The sequence below is a fragment of the Rhizobium sp. P2_G2 genome, from assembly GCF_056403555.1.
Genome location: NZ_JBFUFF010000034.1, coordinates 23,166 through 39,376, shown reverse-complemented (window position 1 = coordinate 39,376; position 16,211 = coordinate 23,166). Strand labels below are relative to the sequence as shown.

Sequence of the window (16,211 nt, the reverse complement as noted above, 5' to 3'; positions counted from 1 at the left end):
CGGTAGCAGGTGGTTTTGGGGTGATGTCAGGTTAACTGCAGATGAAACAATTTGCGGCTACCTCGTTGTCATGAGCCACTGTCCTGTCAGCTACAAGCGCGATCGTTTTCCTCCGTCCGTGATCGCCCACGCAGTCTGGCTGTATTCCGATTTCCGCTGAGCCTGTGCGTGGCCGAAGAGATGCTGCTGGAGCGCGGCCTCGTCGTCTCCTATGAGACGATCCGTTGCTGGGAAAAGAAGCTCGAATCAGATTATGCGGCAGCTTGCGGCGGAAAGCGCCGAGTCCGAGCAACGTATGGCATCTGGCGCTGCACGGCGCCAGATCATGCAATGGTCGCGCATCGATCGCAAAAGGGGCTGAACAACGCGCCGAATACTCCCATCTCCCTCTGTGGAAACCGGAGCGCCTCATGCAACGGTTCCGCTCACCGGGTGCGTTGCAACGTTTCGTCAGCGTCTTCTCTGCGGTCCGAAATCTCTTCGTCCCTGCGCCTTCCAAATGCACAGCCATCGACGTCTACCTGCATCGCCTCAGGGCGATCGCACATTGGAGGGGCGTGGCCGGAATAGCCGCATGATCGCTCTGAGTGTGCCGGATGCGCGCTTGTTCCGATTAACCTGACATCACCCTCCAAAAGGAACCTAATCCCCAACGGTTTGGGACAGAAGAAATCCCTGGTCGCAAGCACTTAAGCTCGTTGAATTTTACGTGGAACTAATTTCGTCATATTCGGGTTGTCTGTCTGGGGGTAGGACGATGCGGGAATTTTTGCGTAAGGCGTTCAGAAGGCGGATATTGCGATGCTGCATTGGGCAAAAGGAAAATACATAAAGCCGTTCCAAATGGTTCACAAAGAGCAATACCGGTTTCCGGTAACCGTGCTTCGATCGAACCAGTCAGGGAGCGCGCACTCCGAACCTGCAGGCGCGTGAGGATATCAAGATCACCGATGTCGGCCCCATCGTCCGGACGATCGAGGGCGTCCGCGGCGAGGCCGAGCTCGTGCAGCGGCGTTGGAGTTGGCCCGGACCGAACAAGCGGCCGGTATATAATTTCCGGTCAGAGGGCCGGGAATTCACCTCCAATCGCTGCCTGATCATTGCCGATGGCTTCTACGAGTTCACGGATTCAGTGGACTCGAAAAAGAAGCGCAAGGACAAGTGGCTGTTCACCAAGAAAGACGAACCGATGTTCTGCATCGCCGGCATCTGGCGCGAAACGCCGGAGGTTGGCCAAGCCTTCGCTATGCTGACAATGGAACCTGGTCCGGATATCGCACCCTATCACGACAGGCAGATTGCGATCCTTGATCGTAGTGTCTGGGCCGACTGGCTCGACCCGAGCGTTTCGGCAAAATCGCTGATCAAACCGCTCCCCGCGGGGACGCTGTCTGTGGAGCAGGTTGGCTGAGCTATTCCGCTGCAAATGCCGCTTGGAAATCGGCGCCTGGTCCAGCATCACAAGCCGCGCGAATGCTGGCGGCTCTGCGAACAGTGGCTTCGTCGATCACCAGGCCTTCAGGCCAAGGAGCTTCTCACCCGGAGGCGAAAGCACCGCCGTCTTGGCATGTTTCTTTTCCCAATCGCGTGGATCAGCGGGGAATGCATCCCGTTGCGGGTGGTCGCGCTCGGCCAGGACGGTGCACTGTTCTGGAGTCGGATACGCTATGCGGAACCGCATCGGATTTCCGATGTTTTGCGCACCGAGGAGATTTCGACATGCATTTGGTACAGTTGTTCATTCCGGTTGCGCCGCAGGCAGCTATTGATTTCCAAAACACCGTTGCAATAGTCCAGCGCGAGATGACCGAGCGCTTCGGTGGCGCAACGGCGTATCTCAACTCGCCCGCCAAGGGACTTTGGTCCAACGGCGGGAATGCGGAAGAGGATCAGATTGTCGTCATCGAGGTTATGACCGACGATCTCGATCGGACATGGTGGCACCAATACCGACGCAAACTCGAACAAGAGCTCGATCAGGACGAATTGCTCGTGCGGACGCTCCTGGTGGAGAGGCTTTGATAAGCCTGGATGCTCCGACGCATTCGAACGGTGCGGCGGCCGGCGCGGACGGCGCGGAACAGAGCGCCACATGCCGCGACGGCGCAGCCGTGTTCCTATTGATGCCAAGCGAAGAACGAGTTCAGAGGCGGCTCTTCGTCCAGTTTCACGACCGCGACGGTTCTGCCAGTCTCGTCTTCGATTTCAACATGCAACTCCTTCACCAGATCGACCGCTTTCGTCATCTCCGACCGCACCTCCGCAGCAAGCATCTCTGCTTCCCGGCGCGCTTCGTCTAAACCCTTGAGATCCTTGCCAACATCGTCCGTGAACAGGCGAATACCGTCTTTGATATGAAAATAGACCGCGTCATCGCTTCCTCCAACTGGGTCAAGCGCTGAACGCACAGCCAAACCAGTTGTTTCACCCCTTCCCGTCAGGTCGCAAACGCCTTGTCAGCGTCGCTTCCGGTACTGTCTAATAAGCATCGCCAACGTCGTGCTCAGCCGACTGGCTTTGCCCATGCATGTCAGAACCGGACAGTGCTGCCAGCCGCACGGTTTTGGAACGGGCCCGCAGCCTTTCTCATTGTTGCTGGATGTTGGTTTCGAAAGAAGGCATGACCAATGCAAATCCAGGGAATTTATGCCGCGCTCGCCACAACAAGCATGAAGAGTGCCGAGGCGTTTTATACGCGGCTTTTCGAGCGGGAGCCGGACGACCGTCCCATGGATGGCTTGATTCAATGGCGCAACATTGCAGGCGCGAACATTCAAATCTTCCGTGACGAGAAGAATGCGGGATCTGGAAGGCTGACCATCGTCGTGCCAGAGATGGACAAGGCCCGGCGATCGCTGGAAGAAATCGGCGTGAACCTCACAGGTGAACTGGCGGGGGATTACGGAAGGATTGCTCAGTTTTTCGATCCCGATGGGAACCGGATCACTCTTGCTGAGCCGCCCTCAAAACCTTTCAACACGTAGGTTACACTTGAAGACTGCAGGGGATGGCAGAAACGAAGCAAACTGGTCACGCGATCCGTATCACGCGAACTTATGTCGGTGGCGGGAAAGCGGCGGACCACTAGGTCCCAGTTCACGAGATCGTCCCCGGCAACCCCTTTCCTTTGTAGAGCGCACAGCCGCGATCGCCTTAAGGAGAGCAACGTGCCGAACCACAGCCATGCACAAATGATTGATGTATCGGAAGGGTCGATATTCACTACCATTGCCGGGAGCGGCCCGCCCGTTCTATTGTTGCATGGCTTTCCTGAAACTCATCTGATGTGGCGCGGCGTCGCTCCTCTGCTTGCCTCCGAGTTTACCGTCATCTGTGCCGACTTACGCGGGTATGGCGCCAGTGCCTGTCCCTCGTCTGCCCCCGATCACCTCCCCTATTCCAAACGAGCGATGGCGGCTGAGATGGTCGAGGTGATGGCGAAGCTCGGCTTTCGCCAATTCATGGTCGCCGGCCATGATCGCGGCGGCCGCGTCGCCTACCGTATGGCGCTCGATCATCCAGCTGTCGTTACGAAGCTCGCCGTTCTCGATATCGTCCCCACCGCCGCGGTCTGGGAACGAGCTGACGACCGATTTGCCCTGGCGTTCTGGCCATGGATCCTTCTTGCGCAGGCCGAACCTCTCCCGGAAAGGCTGATCACCGCTGCGCCGGAGGCCGTCATCGACAACGCTCTCACAGGCTGGGGTTCTTCCGCCAACGCATTCCCGCCCGAGATCAGAGAGGCCTATATTGAGCGGCTCAGAGATGCAGACCGGGTTCACTCGATCTGCGAGGAATACCGTGCAGCAGCAAGCGTCGATCGTCAGCATGACTCGCAAGATCGCATCTCCGGGCGCCGCATTCGTTGCCCAGCATTGGCTCTCTGGAGCGGAGCCGGCGCCCTGGCAACCTGGTATGCTGACGAGGGTGGACCTTTGGCGTTATGGCGGCAAGTGGCAGACAACGTTGCCGGTCATCCGATGCCGGGTGGCCATTTTTTTCCGGAGGAATATCCCACGGAAACGGCCGAAGCGTTGGGGGCGTTTTTCGGCGGCGCCGCGTCGCTTGCCGGCTGATCCTCGCGACCGGAAAGCGCTGATCTATATCCCTCACCCGCTTTGGCAAAAGACAACCATCACCACGTTTAGAAAACGTTTCTGAACTCTGACAGGTCCAGGGCGTTACGCTCGGGACATTAGTAAGCGGGAGATGCATATGACTAAACCCAAGCTCACGGGTGTGAACCATGTCGCGCTGGTGGTCGATGACGTCGACGCCGCGCTCGAATTCTATGGCCAGGTCTTCGATTTCCAGCCCCGTGGGACCCAGCGTAACGATGGCGGTGGCCTGATGATGGCTTTCGTCGACACGGGGACCAATTCCAGGCATTGAGCCGCGGCAGAATGCAGGAGCGACACAAATCGTCGAGTATCGCGATGTCAAGTTCACGAAATCGGCCGCAGTGCTGAGAGCTCTGGGCGTCGCCGCCGACAAACCGAGACTGGCAATGAAGAAATGCGCAGGAAAGGAATGTTGTTATGCCGAAATATCTCACCATCGGATATGGCGATCAGGCCGGATATGACCGCACTGCCCCAGCGATCCGAGATGCAGCGCACGCCCATGACAAACAGATGCAGGACCGCGGTGCGATCATCGGCATCGCCGGTTCGCCTGTCCAGGTCCGAAACCACGACGGTGCCAGGGTGGAGACTTCCAAAGGTCCATTCCTCACCGCCGCGTTGCCACTGGCCGGCTTCGCCTTGATAGAGGCGGCAACCCTGGAAGAAGCCATCGAGATGGTCTCGAAGACCCCGTGCGCGGTCGCACAGGGTGTTGTCGAAGTCTGGCCATTGGAGCAAGCCGAATGACGAACCCAGATGCTTTCGTTGTCCTTGGAGCGACCGGCCACATCGGATCGGTCGTTGCCCGGACGCTTCTTCGAGACGGTCGTCAGGTGATTGCGGTCGTGCACGACGAAGCGAAGGCCGGTGACCTCAAGTCCGCCGGAGCCGAGATCGCCGTCGTCGATGTCGGCGACACCCAAGCTCTGCGCGCCACGCTGCGTCGCGGTCGACGGGCATTCCTGCTCAATCCTCCGGCGGCTGTCACCACCGACACGAACGCCGAGGAAACTCGGACAGCCAAGAGCATTGCCGAGGCAGTCGGTGGCACGTCCTTGGAGAAAGTCCTGGTAGAGTCAACCTATGGCGCACAGCCGGGCGATGCGATTGGCGATCTCTCGGTTTTGTGGAATTTCGAGCGAGGGGTTGGATCGGCCGCGATCCCGATGGCAGTCAATCGTGGCGCATACTATTTCACCAATCTTGACATGCTCCTAGACGAGGCGCGGCAAGGATCGGTCACGACGATGTTTCCGGCACATCTGCAGATACCGATGGTGGCCCCCGCCGACCTGGGTCGCGCCGCCGCGAGACGGCTGGCCAGCCCGCTCGACGACGTCGGGGCCAGGTATATTGAGGGCCCCGAAACATATTCGTTCGACGATGTCGCGGCTGCTTTCGCCAAAGCGCTTGGTCACCCGGTCACCGTCCGAACAATCGAGCGAAGCTAATGGGAAGCGAGCTTCAGGCAGGTGGGCTTTTCAGAAAGCGCTGCCCGAGCTTACGCTCGGATGACGGAGGTATCGCGGGCTGGCTTCGACAGGCCTGAAAACCCAATCCGTAGAACGACGAGCCTGCTGAGCCACATTTCACGCCTCGTGAATGCGAAAACATCGACAAAATAGCCGATATCCCGCAGCCTTGCGCGCGATAGAAGGCAGCCCACTGTCATCGGTCAGCCGCGGCGGGCTGCTTCGATCGCGGCGACATCAATCTTCTTCATGGTCATCATCGCATCGAATGCACGCTTCGCCTCGTGGCCACCGGCGCGCATCGCATCCATCAGAACGCGAGGTGTGATCTGCCAGGAGATGCCCCATTTATCCTTGCACCAGCCACAATCGCTTTCCTGACCGCCGTTGCTGACGATGGCGTTCCAATAGCGATCGCGACATCACTCGCGTCGCCAACCTTCCATATCACTCCTCCGGAGGGTCCCACAAAATGAGCAAATCGCTGAGGATCGGGTTAATCTTGAGCAGCTGGGGGTTGTCTGAGGGGATGTGCTCAAGGTTATCAAGCTGCCTCAACATCGCGTATTTGTCCTCGGGCGCTGAAAAGACGGCAAGCACCCGGCATTCGGCCGCCAGTTTTCCCCGTGGGAAATCGGCAGTGACTGTATTGGGTCCACCGTCCCTTAATCGCTCGAAGCCTGACAGGTCGAGCGGGCTGCGAAGGGCCGCGGCGGCTTCTTGGAGCGTCATCCCTACCTTGAGGCCGAAAGCGCTCCATTTGCTGTCTATCTCCCTAAGGTAAAGCGTCGCGGGTTTGCTCCTGATCACATCTCCGTACCCTTCGATTTCGAAACGCAGCGTCGGGTCATCGGGATAAAGCTGCAGCCCTGGCCCTCCCTCGCCATCGAGATCCCTCACAAAGGCAAGCTTGGCGTGCTTACCGTAACGCTTGAGGATATTGAGGCCGGTCTCATCGGGACTGATGGGCCATTTGCAATCTATATTGCCTCCCGGCGCTCTCTCCGCGGAGAAAACCCTGTCGCCGACGCCGGCTGCCAGAATTGCCAATGCAACCGATACAAAAAGAGGAAAACGCGATTTTGCCATGCCAGTCATCTCCTGGGCCATGAGAGAGCCAATGCGCTGACAGCCGGATGCGGTTTCACCAACTCCGGGCTGTCGGAAGAAATCTGCTTTCCGTTGAACGACCGCTGAAGCTCATCGGGAATTGTAAACAAGACCTTCAGGCGGCATCCCCCATCAAGCTTGTCCAGTCGTCCACCTTGAAAGGTGCCGTCGCCTGCAAATTCATCGTCCGTCAGCCTGAGCTCGAACGGCCGTCCATTCGCGGCCGCGACCTCGTCGAGGCTCATCCCGATCTTCAATCCCTCTACCGACCAGGCGGTATTCCGTACTTCGATGGACGCGACGTTTTCGAGGAAATCGCTATCCACGAGTTTCACGTCGAACGGAGCGTCCGTGTAGGGAAAGAGTTCAACCCCGATAATGTAATCGTACTCACCAACCGGGAACTCTCTGACGACCGCCTGTTCGCCGTAGCGCTGGTACAGGCTCTCCCCCGTGTCCTTATCGGTGACCGGACCGCGGCAGGTGAGTTCTCCGCCAAGTTTCGGGACGTCTTCCGCATGAGCTGACCCCAGGCAAGGAGCGCAAGAGATGGTGACAGCGGGATTATGCGCAATTGTTGTTTCATGTAATGAAATCCTCAACTTGTCTCAAGGAACTCGGCAATTTCGGATGTGATAGGAGAGATGCGTCCGCGGACGCGGCTCAGGGATCATCCGGGTTCGCTTGCTGGAGACGCTGGAACGCATCCCGAGGCGTCACATAGCGGCCTAGCTTGCTGTTCCATTTGAAGCGAACGGATTGCTTGCGCTTGGAAACGCCGACCTCCGGCTCGCCGCAATAATCACCGCCGCGAAACTTCTTGGCCGTGACGCTCACCTCGATCGTATCCGGGACGTGCTTGCGGCGCTCCTTGAGGGTTTGGAAGGACGAAACCTGTTTGATGCTGCCGTTGTCGCCACATTCCTGTATGTCGAGCGTCAGATAGGAGACGACTGTTGCCAGGCGATCGCTTCTGACCAGCAACAGCGTGGTGAACAGATAGGACTCCTGCGAATTGGAGTGCGAGGAACGAAAGATCAGCACGATCTCGCCACTCGAAAGCGCCAGTACGGGCGTCTCGTCCGGCGAGGTCCACAAATCGTGGCCGACATCGACCGCGTCGAGAAGACGAACCTCTCCGTCAAGCGCATAAAGCGCCAGCACGGTAAAGCTCTGGGCGAAGCCGCCATCCTGGTCAAAATCGAACACCAGCGCCATCTGCCGCTTGCCGCCCGAAACAAGATCGAGCCTTTCGACATGATCGATCTCGGCCAGCTTTATGTCTGTGTTTTCATTTTCAGGGCCGTCTGCATGTCGGACCCGGCGTATATTACCGCCTTTATAGCTGTTTCCGTCGTGATGCAGCTCGGCGACGAAATAGCGCGCGAGATCGAGATAGGTCGTCGGCACTCCGTCCTCGACGCGATCCTCCAGAGCGACTTAGAAAATCGAGCACTCGATGGCGCAGCAAGCGCCATGTCGGCTGCGAAGAGCCCGATTGCAAGCGCCATTAACAATTTCAACAGGATTTTCACCGGACTTTCCTTAATGCGGAATTTTCCAACCACCGGAGCAACCGGCGGGTCGGGCTTGACCATTCATGCCGCACCTCAGAGAATGAAGTCGCTCGCCGACAGGCCCACGTCACCCTCAAGCTTGAGCGAGAAATCACTTTTTGCGTCGCCGTCGGTGTCAGCATAGACATAGGTGTCGCCGCCCGATGTTGCATATCGGAGTTCGCCGGCCTGATGATGGAAGCCCTGATGGCCGATGAACTCGAACGTCTGATTTGCGCCGAGATGCGTGTTGGCGTCGATCGAATGAAGGTCGATCCGGTCTGATTGAGCCTGCGTGAAGTCGGTAATGGTGTCGCGCCCCTTGGCGGAGACGGTGGATTCGCCTGTTTTCCTGAAGATGAAGGTATCGGCATCCGCGCCGCCGCTAAGGGTGTCGGCGCCGCCAGCGCCATAAAGCTTGTCGAGCCCCTCCTCTCCGGTAAAAGTGTTGTTTTCCGAGCCGCCATAGAGTGTGTCGTCCCCAAAGCCACCCCAGACTTTGCCGGTGACGTGTCCCTGGCGGCCGTCGTAGCGATCAGGTCCCCCGCCAAGACCAATCTGTCCCGTCATCGTCCCTTTGTTGAGAATAGTGTCACTATGGGCGGTGACGTCCCCATAGCAAAAGTTGCCCGCTTCGATCTTGCCAGTGTTCGTTAATGCGATAGCCTGGCTGCCGCTGGTGTAAACGCCGGTTGTCCCTCCCGTGATCACACCACTGTTGACAATCGTTGATTGACCATCGCCCTGATCCGCGACGACAAAGACGCCGGTGTCTTCGGAAATGATCTTTCCGGCATTGGCGATAGTGTTTGAATATCCAAAAACCTTGACACCATAGAGTTGGCCGGCAAACAATTTCCCGGTTTCCGAAATTTCAAGGTTCTGCCCCGAATCGACCTCGAAGTCATCACCAAGTTGCACCGCGGTGTCGCCGGCGACCGTTCCATCGATGATCACATGATGGTTTGAGCCGGTGCCAATGATGCCTCCGCCGAGCGTCACATACTGCCCGACAAAGACGCTGTCGGTCGTGCCGAGGTTGATCTGTGTTTGCGTGCTGACCACATATTTCCAAGACACGTTCGTTTCTCCTGATCAAATGGCTCTCAAGCCCGGGACGACAGTCCCCGCCTCCACAGTGCGTTCGCATTGTTGACGCTGCTGGCTTAGACGTCGCATCAGAATGTTTCTGGCGCGCTTCGAGCAACCATGACTTTTGTTTCAATTGTTTCATGGGAAAGCGCTGCCCTCGCAGCCCCAGAACAGGGCCAAAAATCGCCAAACGCTCGATCGCACCGATCGACAGGCGCCGCGTCGGGAGGTAATCCACCGGGATTGAGATCTAGCATATCCAGAGCGCGCGGCATTTCTGCCGCTCTCTCGTGAGCAGAACCATGTTGTTGACGAACCGCACCGAGACCTGAAAAATCCGTGCCGTTTCGCGATGGCTGTGGCCTTGTTCGACAAAGCCATCAACGCGCTGACGCAACTCGGTGGGATGAGGATGGGCCATGATCTGTATCTCCCTTGCGCAAACAGAGAACCATGATTTTCCACCTTGCGGCATCTTGAATCAGTCTGGACGCGATGCGCTGTAGATCGTTTGCCTGGCCGGGCCTGATTGGACGGGAGACTTGTAATTTCCTTCAACAAAAAGCTCACGCGTATGGGAAACAATTTACGATCCCCCGTTGCATTGTCGGTCCAGAGCCAAGTGAATCAAACCGGCATTTGCGCGTGCCCCGATCATAAGCGCGCAACCACTGCCGTCCGCCGTCGAGGGAGACTGCGGTGCGCTCTACAAAACACCGATTTTCAGCGAGGCGTTACCATCAGGCACAAGATGGTGTGGAGCACGTGAGCAGCGATTTGCGCGGTGTTGGTGGTCGAGTCGCATTGAGGGACAACTTCGACCACTTCACTGCCAACAACGTTGAGGCCAGCCAACCCTCTTAGGATCTGCAACACTTCACGCGGCGCGAGCCCTCCCACTTCGGGCGTTCCGGTGCCCGGCGCAAAGCCCGGATCGACGCCATCGATATCGAAAGAGATATAGGTCGGCCCAGCACCCACCAGTTCGCGCGCCTGTGCGATAATCTTTTCGATATTGCTTTCACGCTCGTCCTCGGCCTGCACCACGGGGCATCGTAAACTTAACGGGCATGAGGCAGTCGCAGCCCGCTTGCACTATGACGGTTTACGCCCGAGCGATCTTTGCCCACATGTTCATCGCCGCTGAACGCAGTTGACGATGATGGCTGGAGGGGATGTCGTGGCGCGGGATGTGGAAGAGGTTGGCAATCGGATCATGGATGGAGACGAAGCGCTGTAGATGTCGCTGTGCTTGAAGCGCTTCATGATCGGCTCTCGCCGCCGGATTGGTTGGTGAGAATTCTCCGCCCGATTGTTCAACCCCTTGTGAGAGCGATGTTCAATACAGGGGCATGATCTTGCACTTTGCGGCACCGTAGGACCGGAGCTTATCGGTGATCATCACCCGCGGCGCGCGCTCCTGCGTCTTCAGCAGCTTGCGCATCAAGCGCTTGGCCGCCTTGGCATTTCGGCGGCTTTGCACAAGAGCCTCCAGAACAAACCCGTCCTGATCGACAGCGCGCCAAAGCCAATGCTTCTTACCGCGGATCGAAACGACGGCTTCATCGAGATGCCACTTATCTCCGAGATGGCCGGCAGAGCGGCGGCGGATCTCGCTGGCGAAGGCACGGCCGAATTTCTCTGCCCACAGCCGGACCGTCTGGTGCGAGACAATAATCCTCGCGCCGCCAGCATGTCCTCGACCATCCGTAGGGTGAGAGGAAATCGGAAATAGAGCTACACGGCGTGAGCAATTATCTCGGCGGGAAAGCGATGGCGGCGATAGAGGGGATCACGATTTGTCATGACCCGTCATCGCACATCGAATTCCAAGTTTTCGTTAAGTTGACGATGCCCAGTCGGATGGTGCACGCACAGGGCATCGACGCTCGATATCGGATTGGATTTCGTCAGGTGATAATGACCGCCGCCTTGATGGGAGCGGGACCTGAGAGCATGCTGTTTAGCAGACGATATTGACTGCATTGGGATCCTAGAACCAGGCATGGCGCGCTCCGGGGTGCGGTGACGTCAGCCCGTGGCAACCGCAGTCCTCGTCCTCGGGAAATCTCGCGACCGCCCAATGCGTCTGCTGCCAGGCGAACCGGTCGACGGCGGCTGCAGCAACGACGGCAACGGGGTTTGCCAGCGTCACATGACCTATGAGAACGCGGACGAAGGAGCCGATGTGCTTGAGTTTTGCGAGCACGATGAACAGGCAGATGGCCAACTGGTCGCGATAGGCGTCAAACATGGCGCACCCTTTGCCGCGTCGATTTTCAATCCGCACCACAGAGGGGGCCGACGGTTTCGGCAACATGCACGACAGCCGCGAACAGGCATCTATGAGATCGTCCGTGGGATCGCCAGGCGAGGTGCACACGGAGCATAGATAAGGTGCCTTTACAGGTGAATGACGCCGCGCCTGGCGGCGTGCGCCACCGCATCGGTGCGGCCGGTGGCATCAAGCTTGTCGATGACCCGCCCGACATGAAATTTCGCCGTGTCAACAGAAATGCTAAGCTTGCGAGCAATCTGCTTGTTTGAAAGACCTTCTGCGAGGAGCGCGATGACCTCGCGCTCGCGGGTGGTCAGGCCCGCGTCCTCTGCTGTGGCTTGAGCATTGGAGAGGACCAGCTCGGCCCCCTCTCCTTTCCCCGCGACGTGCACCCAATCGACTGATGTCAGTAACTCGCTCAGCCGCTCCGCAAGTGCTGGATCATCGACGCGGACCGCGATTGTAACGGGGCCTGTGTCACTCATCCGCGGGGTCGGGTCACGATGGTGACCGCCGCCTCGATGTCCGCGCCTGCACGCCGGATTCCGAGTGAGACGGATCGGCCGATGGCCTGATGATCGAGCGTCCGCACGAGTGCATTAACCGAAGGGACGGTCTCGCCATCCCAGCGGAGAATAATGTCCCCCTGCAGTAGGCCGCCACGGGCACCAGGTCCATCGGGATCGACGCTCATGACCATCGCGCCCTGGCCGCCTCCCGTGGCAACGACCTGATGTAGCCCGAGCCCCAGATAACCGCGCGGGATTTCGCCATGCTCAAGGAGAATGGCAGCCGCACGTTCAATGGTCGCGGACGGAATAGCCAGAGTTCGGCCACGCGGGCCTCGCACGGTCATGCCGACGACGTTGCCGTCCGCTGTAATGGCCAGTCCTCCCTCCGCGCGGTCCCGTAACCTCATGTCGAGTTCGATGCGGCCGTCGATCTTTCCACCGCGTATCGATCGCCACTCAGGACCAACCGCGATCGCGCTGCCGAACGAAACGAGAGGTGCGCTTTCAGCCGCGGCGGCGACCACGACCAGGGTTCCTGGCCGGAGTGGTTCTTGGCTCAACTGCACAGACGGCGCGTCAGCTCCCTCGACACGAAGGAGCGCGACGTCCGTGGAAGGATCGCGCCCTACGACGCTAGCCGCGCGCTGGGTGCCATCGGCGAATTCGACGAGAATCTGTCCCTCGTCGGCAAGGGTTTCATCTGCGGTAACGATGAGCCCTTCGCGCCAGACAAAGCCGCTCGCGAGCGACCGGTGGGACGCGATCTCGACAATGCTCGGTGCGACGGCAGCGGCAGTCTCGACGATCAGGGAAGACAATTGGGCAAGGGGATTGGGTTCAGTCATCGGCGGTCTCCTGTAGAGCTTTGAATATGCGTCTCTACGCCGCTGACCGCTACTGCCCGGTCAGGTAGGTTGATCGGCCTTGGCTTGCTCTCGGCCAGTTGGTGCGGTATCGACCGCCTACAAGGAGCATGTAAGGCGATCGGCGCCCAAACGAGCTTCCGTCAAGCGCCGAACCACGACATAGTCACTTGGACCTCCCAAACAAGACCTGCCAACGGCTCTGACGGACAAACGGGTCTTCCGGCGCGGGCTTCGGATCCCGCATAACTCATTGGGCCAGCCAGCCACGCAATGCCGGCGAAAATAACGCCCCCGTGGCCTGCCCGATCAGAGCGCCCGGCGCGTCCCACCAGGCGGCAGCGACGATCACGAGCGGCCATGTCCCAAGTGTGTGGCGACCCCAGTTGACCATCGTCGAATAAAGCGGACGGCCGAGATTGTTGAAGCTCGCGTTGACGAGGAAGATCACTCCGTTAAAAAAGAGGTCAACGCCAGCGGGCCGCAGAAGAGCAAGATCAGCGTGCGTGCCTCGCCTTTTGCCGAGAACAGCGCCGCAGCACCATCGCGCAGGATGAAAAGTATCGCCAAACGACTTCCCAGACATAAGGATGAAGGGCGTTGGAGACCGGTTTTGCATCTGTTCACTTTACTGTCGGCCGCCGGCGATTAAAGGGCCATGCTATTTCAACATTGACCGTATTTCGAAACTCTGATTTATGATTTGCGGGAATAATAATACCCCGTCCTTCCATCGAGGCTGCTCTTGAACGCGCTCTGGCTCGCGCGCCCGTCGTCGCGCTGATCGGCGCACGTCAGGTCGGCAAGACGACGCTCGCTCGCAAGCTTGCTGATCGAGTACAAGGCACAATTTATCTGGATCTGGAACGCGTAGGTGACCGGCGCAAGCTGGAAGATACGGAAGCGTTCCTCAAAGCTCAAGTCGGGCATTTAACGGTACTCGATGAGGTACAGCGATTGCCGGCGCTGTTTGCAGAGCTACGGGGGATCGTCGACGATCGACGCGCTGGCGGCGAGCGGTCAATGCAATTTCTGTTACTGGGATCAGCGTCTTTATCCGAAACGCTGGCAGGACGGATAATCTATCTCGAGATGCCGCCCATCAGTGCGGAGGAGGCTGAGGCGGCTTCTATCAGCACAGACGAGTTGTGGCTGAGAGGTGGCTTCCCTGATAGTCTGACGGCGGTGACGGATGAAGATAGCTACCTCTGGAGGCAGGCATTTGTCCGCAGTTATCTCGAACGTGATGTTCCGATGTTTGCGCCCCGCATGCCAGCCGCGACAATCGGACGGTTTTGGACAATGTTGGCAAACGGCCAAGGAAATACACTTAACAGCGCGCGGCTTGCCCAGGGTCTGGGAGTATCTGCGCTTATGATTGGCCGGTATATCGATCTCCTCGTTGATCTCATGCTGGTTCGCCGCCTGCAACCATGGAGCGGCAATCTCGGCAAGCGTCTTGTGAAGTCGCCAAAGATCTATGTTCGCGACAGCGGACTCGTTCATGCCCTCCTGGAAATCGGCACGCTTCACCAATTGTTAGGTCACCACGTAGTTGGACCAAGTTGGGAAGGCTTTGTACTAGAGACGCTTATCCTCGCAGCTGGTCCCGATGTGGCTCCCTGCTATTACAGGACAGCCGATGGTGCCGAGATCGACCTTGTCATTGAACAGGCTGGAAAGCCTAAGGTGGCGATCGAGGTAAAGCGCGCCAGCGCTCCCCAAGCTGAGCACGGCTTCTTTGTGGCCTGCGATGATGTGGAAATAGAAAATAGGATCGTCGTTGGCGGCGGTGCTCAGGATTATCCGGCTAAAGGCGGGGTCAAGGTGCGCACACTGCTGTCGGCTGTTAGAGAAGTTCGTGAGATCCTGAAATCACCGTTTGCGTAACGTTGAATTATGGAACGCGCGCGTATCTCAGGTATGACCCAGTGCAAAACGTATTGTTTCTTAGCGTATTCTCGTAGCACGAAAAGATGCAGGGAGCCTCAGTCGAAGAAGCTCGCATCTTCTTCGTTGAGATATCTCCTGGCCGCCTCGGCGTCGATATCGAGGCCCAGTCCCGGCGCTTCCAGCAGGTCTATCATGCTGTCCTTGACGATCTGCGGCGGCAAGCCGATGATCAGATCCTCCCACCAGGGGTCGGAGGCGCTCGGATATTCGAATGCGACGTAATTTGCCGGCAGAGTTGCGCAGACATTGATCAACGCGCCGAGGCCCAGCAGGCCGTTGGCGGTCCCGTGCGGCGCCATCAGGATCGAGTGCATGTAGGCGTGCTCGGCGACCCATTTGAGCTCGGCAATGCCGCCAATATCGGCTGGATCGGGGCCGATGACGCGCACCGCCTGCGTCTCGATCAGTTCCTTGAAATTGTGCCGCAAGTAGATCTGCTCGCCAGTATGGATCGGCGTCGAGGTGGAGGTGGTCAGTTCCCGATAGGCCTGCGGATTGACCCACGGCACATAGTCGCCGGTCAGCATGTCCTCGAGCCACATCAAATTGTACTTCTCTACCGCGCGAGCGAACTTGATCGCATCGGGCAGCATCCAGCCCGGGCCACAGTCGAGCGCCAGGCTGACTTTGTCGCCCAGCACTTCCTTCATTGCGATCACGCAATCGAGCATGTGATTGAAACCGCGCTCGCTGATTACGCCCTGGTCCATGGCACCGTGATAGCCGGCCTTCTTCTGCGTTACGCCGTAGTGGAAACCCTCGATGGTGTCCTTCATGTTGGAATGGAACGAGATTCCTTGCTTGACCATGAAAAAGTTCTGCGGCTGCTCCATCATCCATTTGACATCAGCGGCGTAGTCCTCCGGCCGATCGCCCGAGCGTTTCTGGCGGATCGAGCCGTTGTAGACGCGCACCTTGTCGCGCACTTTGCCGCCAAGCAGTTTATAGGCAGGCACGCCCGCGGCCTTGCCGGCAATATCCCACAGCGCATGCTCGATGGCACTTATCGCCGCGCCGTAGGGCTTGAAAGAGCCGCGCTGGCGGATCTTCAGCATCACTCTCTCGACGTCGGTCGGGTCCTCGCCGAGCAGGGCCTCGCGGAAATGCAGCACCCAGGGCTTGAGATAGGTTTTGGTGAATTCGACTTCGCCCAGACCATAAAGGCCCTCGTCCGTGACGATGCGGACGATCGGGTGTTTGCCGATGACTGCGCAGCGGAGATCGGTTATCTTCATCCTCGTTCCTTTTTGG

General features: G+C 58.4%; 19 protein-coding genes and 5 pseudogenes. 9 read left to right on the top strand and 15 right to left on the bottom strand.

Annotated features, from left to right (window positions below; genetic code table 11):
• Positions 1–70: 70 nt before the first annotated feature.
• The 3 genes and pseudogenes from AC1D06_RS22345 (at position 71) to AC1D06_RS22335 (ending at position 2,022) form a co-directional block, all read left to right on the top strand.
• Positions 71–578: pseudogene (locus AC1D06_RS22345) on the top strand (IS6 family transposase).
• A gap of 323 nt (positions 579–901) precedes the next feature.
• Positions 902–1,411: pseudogene (locus AC1D06_RS22340) on the top strand (SOS response-associated peptidase family protein); the annotation flags it as partial.
• A 308-nt stretch (positions 1,412–1,719) separates the two neighbouring features.
• Positions 1,720–2,022, top strand: a complete 303-nt coding sequence (locus AC1D06_RS22335) for a hypothetical protein (RefSeq protein ID WP_477987997.1) — start codon at positions 1,720–1,722, stop codon at positions 2,020–2,022.
• Between the two features lie 95 nt (positions 2,023–2,117).
• On the opposite strand, the gene AC1D06_RS22330 is transcribed toward AC1D06_RS22335, so the two are convergent.
• Positions 2,118–2,408 (bottom strand): DUF6894 family protein, encoded by a 291-nt coding sequence (locus AC1D06_RS22330; protein WP_477988025.1) that lies wholly within the window; start codon positions 2,406–2,408, stop codon positions 2,118–2,120.
• A 219-nt stretch (positions 2,409–2,627) separates the two neighbouring features.
• Between AC1D06_RS22330 and AC1D06_RS22325 the strand changes: the two genes are divergently transcribed.
• The 5 genes from AC1D06_RS22325 (at position 2,628) to AC1D06_RS22305 (ending at position 5,575) form a co-directional block, all read left to right on the top strand.
• Complete coding sequence (locus AC1D06_RS22325) at positions 2,628–2,984, top strand: VOC family protein (protein ID WP_477987996.1); 357 nt, start codon at positions 2,628–2,630, stop codon at positions 2,982–2,984.
• Between the two features lie 207 nt (positions 2,985–3,191).
• Positions 3,192–4,076, top strand: a complete 885-nt coding sequence (locus AC1D06_RS22320) for an alpha/beta fold hydrolase (protein WP_477988024.1) — start codon at positions 3,192–3,194, stop codon at positions 4,074–4,076.
• Between the two features lie 139 nt (positions 4,077–4,215).
• Positions 4,216–4,392: a VOC family protein gene (locus tag AC1D06_RS22315; RefSeq protein ID WP_477987995.1), complete on the top strand. Its 177-nt coding sequence runs from the start codon at positions 4,216–4,218 to the stop codon at positions 4,390–4,392.
• A gap of 146 nt (positions 4,393–4,538) precedes the next feature.
• The gene (locus tag AC1D06_RS22310; RefSeq protein ID WP_477987994.1) at positions 4,539–4,871 is read left to right on the top strand and encodes a YciI family protein; all 333 of its coding nucleotides are present in this window, start codon (positions 4,539–4,541) and stop codon (positions 4,869–4,871) included.
• Complete coding sequence (locus AC1D06_RS22305) at positions 4,868–5,575, top strand: NmrA family NAD(P)-binding protein (RefSeq protein WP_477987993.1); 708 nt, start codon at positions 4,868–4,870, stop codon at positions 5,573–5,575. The genes AC1D06_RS22310 and AC1D06_RS22305 overlap by 4 nt, the downstream gene beginning before the upstream one ends.
• 224 nt (positions 5,576–5,799) lie before the next feature.
• On the opposite strand, the pseudogene AC1D06_RS22300 reads toward AC1D06_RS22305, so the two are convergent.
• The 13 genes and pseudogenes from AC1D06_RS22300 to AC1D06_RS22240 form a co-directional block, all read right to left on the bottom strand.
• Positions 5,800–6,012 (bottom strand): annotated as a pseudogene (locus AC1D06_RS22300) (VOC family protein); the annotation flags it as partial.
• Between the two features lie 31 nt (positions 6,013–6,043).
• Positions 6,044–6,685, bottom strand: a complete 642-nt coding sequence (locus AC1D06_RS22295; protein WP_477987992.1) for a hypothetical protein — start codon at positions 6,683–6,685, stop codon at positions 6,044–6,046.
• Positions 6,686–6,690: 5 nt separating this feature from the next.
• Positions 6,691–7,308 (bottom strand): hypothetical protein, encoded by a 618-nt coding sequence (locus tag AC1D06_RS22290; protein ID WP_477987991.1) that lies wholly within the window; start codon positions 7,306–7,308, stop codon positions 6,691–6,693.
• A gap of 61 nt (positions 7,309–7,369) precedes the next feature.
• Positions 7,370–8,116 (bottom strand): hypothetical protein, encoded by a 747-nt coding sequence (locus AC1D06_RS22285; protein ID WP_477987990.1) that lies wholly within the window; start codon positions 8,114–8,116, stop codon positions 7,370–7,372.
• Positions 8,117–8,316: 200 nt separating this feature from the next.
• Entirely contained in the window at positions 8,317–9,327 is a 1,011-nt protein-coding gene (locus AC1D06_RS22280; protein ID WP_477987989.1) for a calcium-binding protein, read from the bottom strand.
• A 277-nt stretch (positions 9,328–9,604) separates the two neighbouring features.
• Positions 9,605–9,775 carry a hypothetical protein gene (locus tag AC1D06_RS22275; RefSeq protein WP_477987988.1) on the bottom strand — a complete coding sequence of 57 codons (171 nt, stop codon included), beginning with the start codon at positions 9,773–9,775 and terminating at the stop codon, positions 9,605–9,607.
• Between the two features lie 302 nt (positions 9,776–10,077).
• A pseudogene (locus tag AC1D06_RS22270) lies at positions 10,078–10,401 on the bottom strand (arginase family protein); the annotation flags it as partial.
• Between the two features lie 58 nt (positions 10,402–10,459).
• Positions 10,460–11,160: pseudogene (locus AC1D06_RS22265) on the bottom strand (IS6 family transposase).
• 187 nt (positions 11,161–11,347) lie between these two features.
• Positions 11,348–11,608 carry a hypothetical protein gene (locus AC1D06_RS22260; RefSeq protein WP_477987987.1) on the bottom strand — a complete coding sequence of 87 codons (261 nt, stop codon included), beginning with the start codon at positions 11,606–11,608 and terminating at the stop codon, positions 11,348–11,350.
• A 149-nt stretch (positions 11,609–11,757) separates the two neighbouring features.
• On the bottom strand, positions 11,758–12,117 hold the full coding sequence (locus tag AC1D06_RS22255; protein ID WP_477987985.1) for a response regulator transcription factor: 360 nt from the start codon (positions 12,115–12,117) through the stop codon (positions 11,758–11,760).
• Positions 12,114–12,989 (bottom strand): S1C family serine protease, encoded by an 876-nt coding sequence (locus AC1D06_RS22250; RefSeq protein ID WP_477987984.1) that lies wholly within the window; start codon positions 12,987–12,989, stop codon positions 12,114–12,116. Before AC1D06_RS22250 ends, AC1D06_RS22255 begins: the two co-directional genes overlap by 4 nt.
• A 268-nt stretch (positions 12,990–13,257) precedes the next feature.
• Positions 13,258–13,458: a hypothetical protein gene (locus AC1D06_RS22245; RefSeq protein WP_477987983.1), complete on the bottom strand. Its 201-nt coding sequence runs from the start codon at positions 13,456–13,458 to the stop codon at positions 13,258–13,260.
• Complete coding sequence (locus AC1D06_RS22240; RefSeq protein WP_477987982.1) at positions 13,455–13,577, bottom strand: hypothetical protein; 123 nt, start codon at positions 13,575–13,577, stop codon at positions 13,455–13,457. The genes AC1D06_RS22245 and AC1D06_RS22240 overlap by 4 nt, the downstream gene beginning before the upstream one ends.
• 141 nt (positions 13,578–13,718) lie before the next feature.
• On the opposite strand from AC1D06_RS22240, the gene AC1D06_RS22235 reads away from it, so the two are divergent.
• A complete protein-coding gene (locus tag AC1D06_RS22235) occupies positions 13,719–14,897 on the top strand; it encodes an ATP-binding protein (protein WP_477988023.1) in 1,179 nt (392 codons plus the stop codon).
• 98 nt (positions 14,898–14,995) lie between these two features.
• Here AC1D06_RS22235 and AC1D06_RS22230 read toward each other — a convergent pair whose 3' ends face one another.
• Positions 14,996–16,195 (bottom strand): mandelate racemase/muconate lactonizing enzyme family protein, encoded by a 1,200-nt coding sequence (locus tag AC1D06_RS22230; RefSeq protein ID WP_477987981.1) that lies wholly within the window; start codon positions 16,193–16,195, stop codon positions 14,996–14,998.
• Between the last annotated feature and the right edge of the window lie 16 nt (positions 16,196–16,211).

Coding starts and splice junctions, on each gene's coding strand:
- AC1D06_RS22335 (WP_477987997.1), top strand. CDS start 1,720: ATGCATTTGGTACAGTTGTTCATTCCGGTTGCGCCGCAGGCAGCTATT.
- AC1D06_RS22325 (WP_477987996.1), top strand. CDS start 2,628: ATGCAAATCCAGGGAATTTATGCCGCGCTCGCCACAACAAGCATGAAG.
- AC1D06_RS22320 (WP_477988024.1), top strand. CDS start 3,192: ATGATTGATGTATCGGAAGGGTCGATATTCACTACCATTGCCGGGAGC.
- AC1D06_RS22315 (WP_477987995.1), top strand. CDS start 4,216: ATGACTAAACCCAAGCTCACGGGTGTGAACCATGTCGCGCTGGTGGTC.
- AC1D06_RS22310 (WP_477987994.1), top strand. CDS start 4,539: ATGCCGAAATATCTCACCATCGGATATGGCGATCAGGCCGGATATGAC.
- AC1D06_RS22305 (WP_477987993.1), top strand. CDS start 4,868: ATGACGAACCCAGATGCTTTCGTTGTCCTTGGAGCGACCGGCCACATC.
- AC1D06_RS22295 (WP_477987992.1), bottom strand. CDS start 6,685: ATGGCAAAATCGCGTTTTCCTCTTTTTGTATCGGTTGCATTGGCAATT.
- AC1D06_RS22275 (WP_477987988.1), bottom strand. CDS start 9,775: ATGGCCCATCCTCATCCCACCGAGTTGCGTCAGCGCGTTGATGGCTTT.
- AC1D06_RS22260 (WP_477987987.1), bottom strand. CDS start 11,608: ATGTTTGACGCCTATCGCGACCAGTTGGCCATCTGCCTGTTCATCGTG.
- AC1D06_RS22255 (WP_477987985.1), bottom strand. CDS start 12,117: ATGAGTGACACAGGCCCCGTTACAATCGCGGTCCGCGTCGATGATCCA.
- AC1D06_RS22250 (WP_477987984.1), bottom strand. CDS start 12,989: ATGACTGAACCCAATCCCCTTGCCCAATTGTCTTCCCTGATCGTCGAG.
- AC1D06_RS22230 (WP_477987981.1), bottom strand. CDS start 16,195: ATGAAGATAACCGATCTCCGCTGCGCAGTCATCGGCAAACACCCGATC.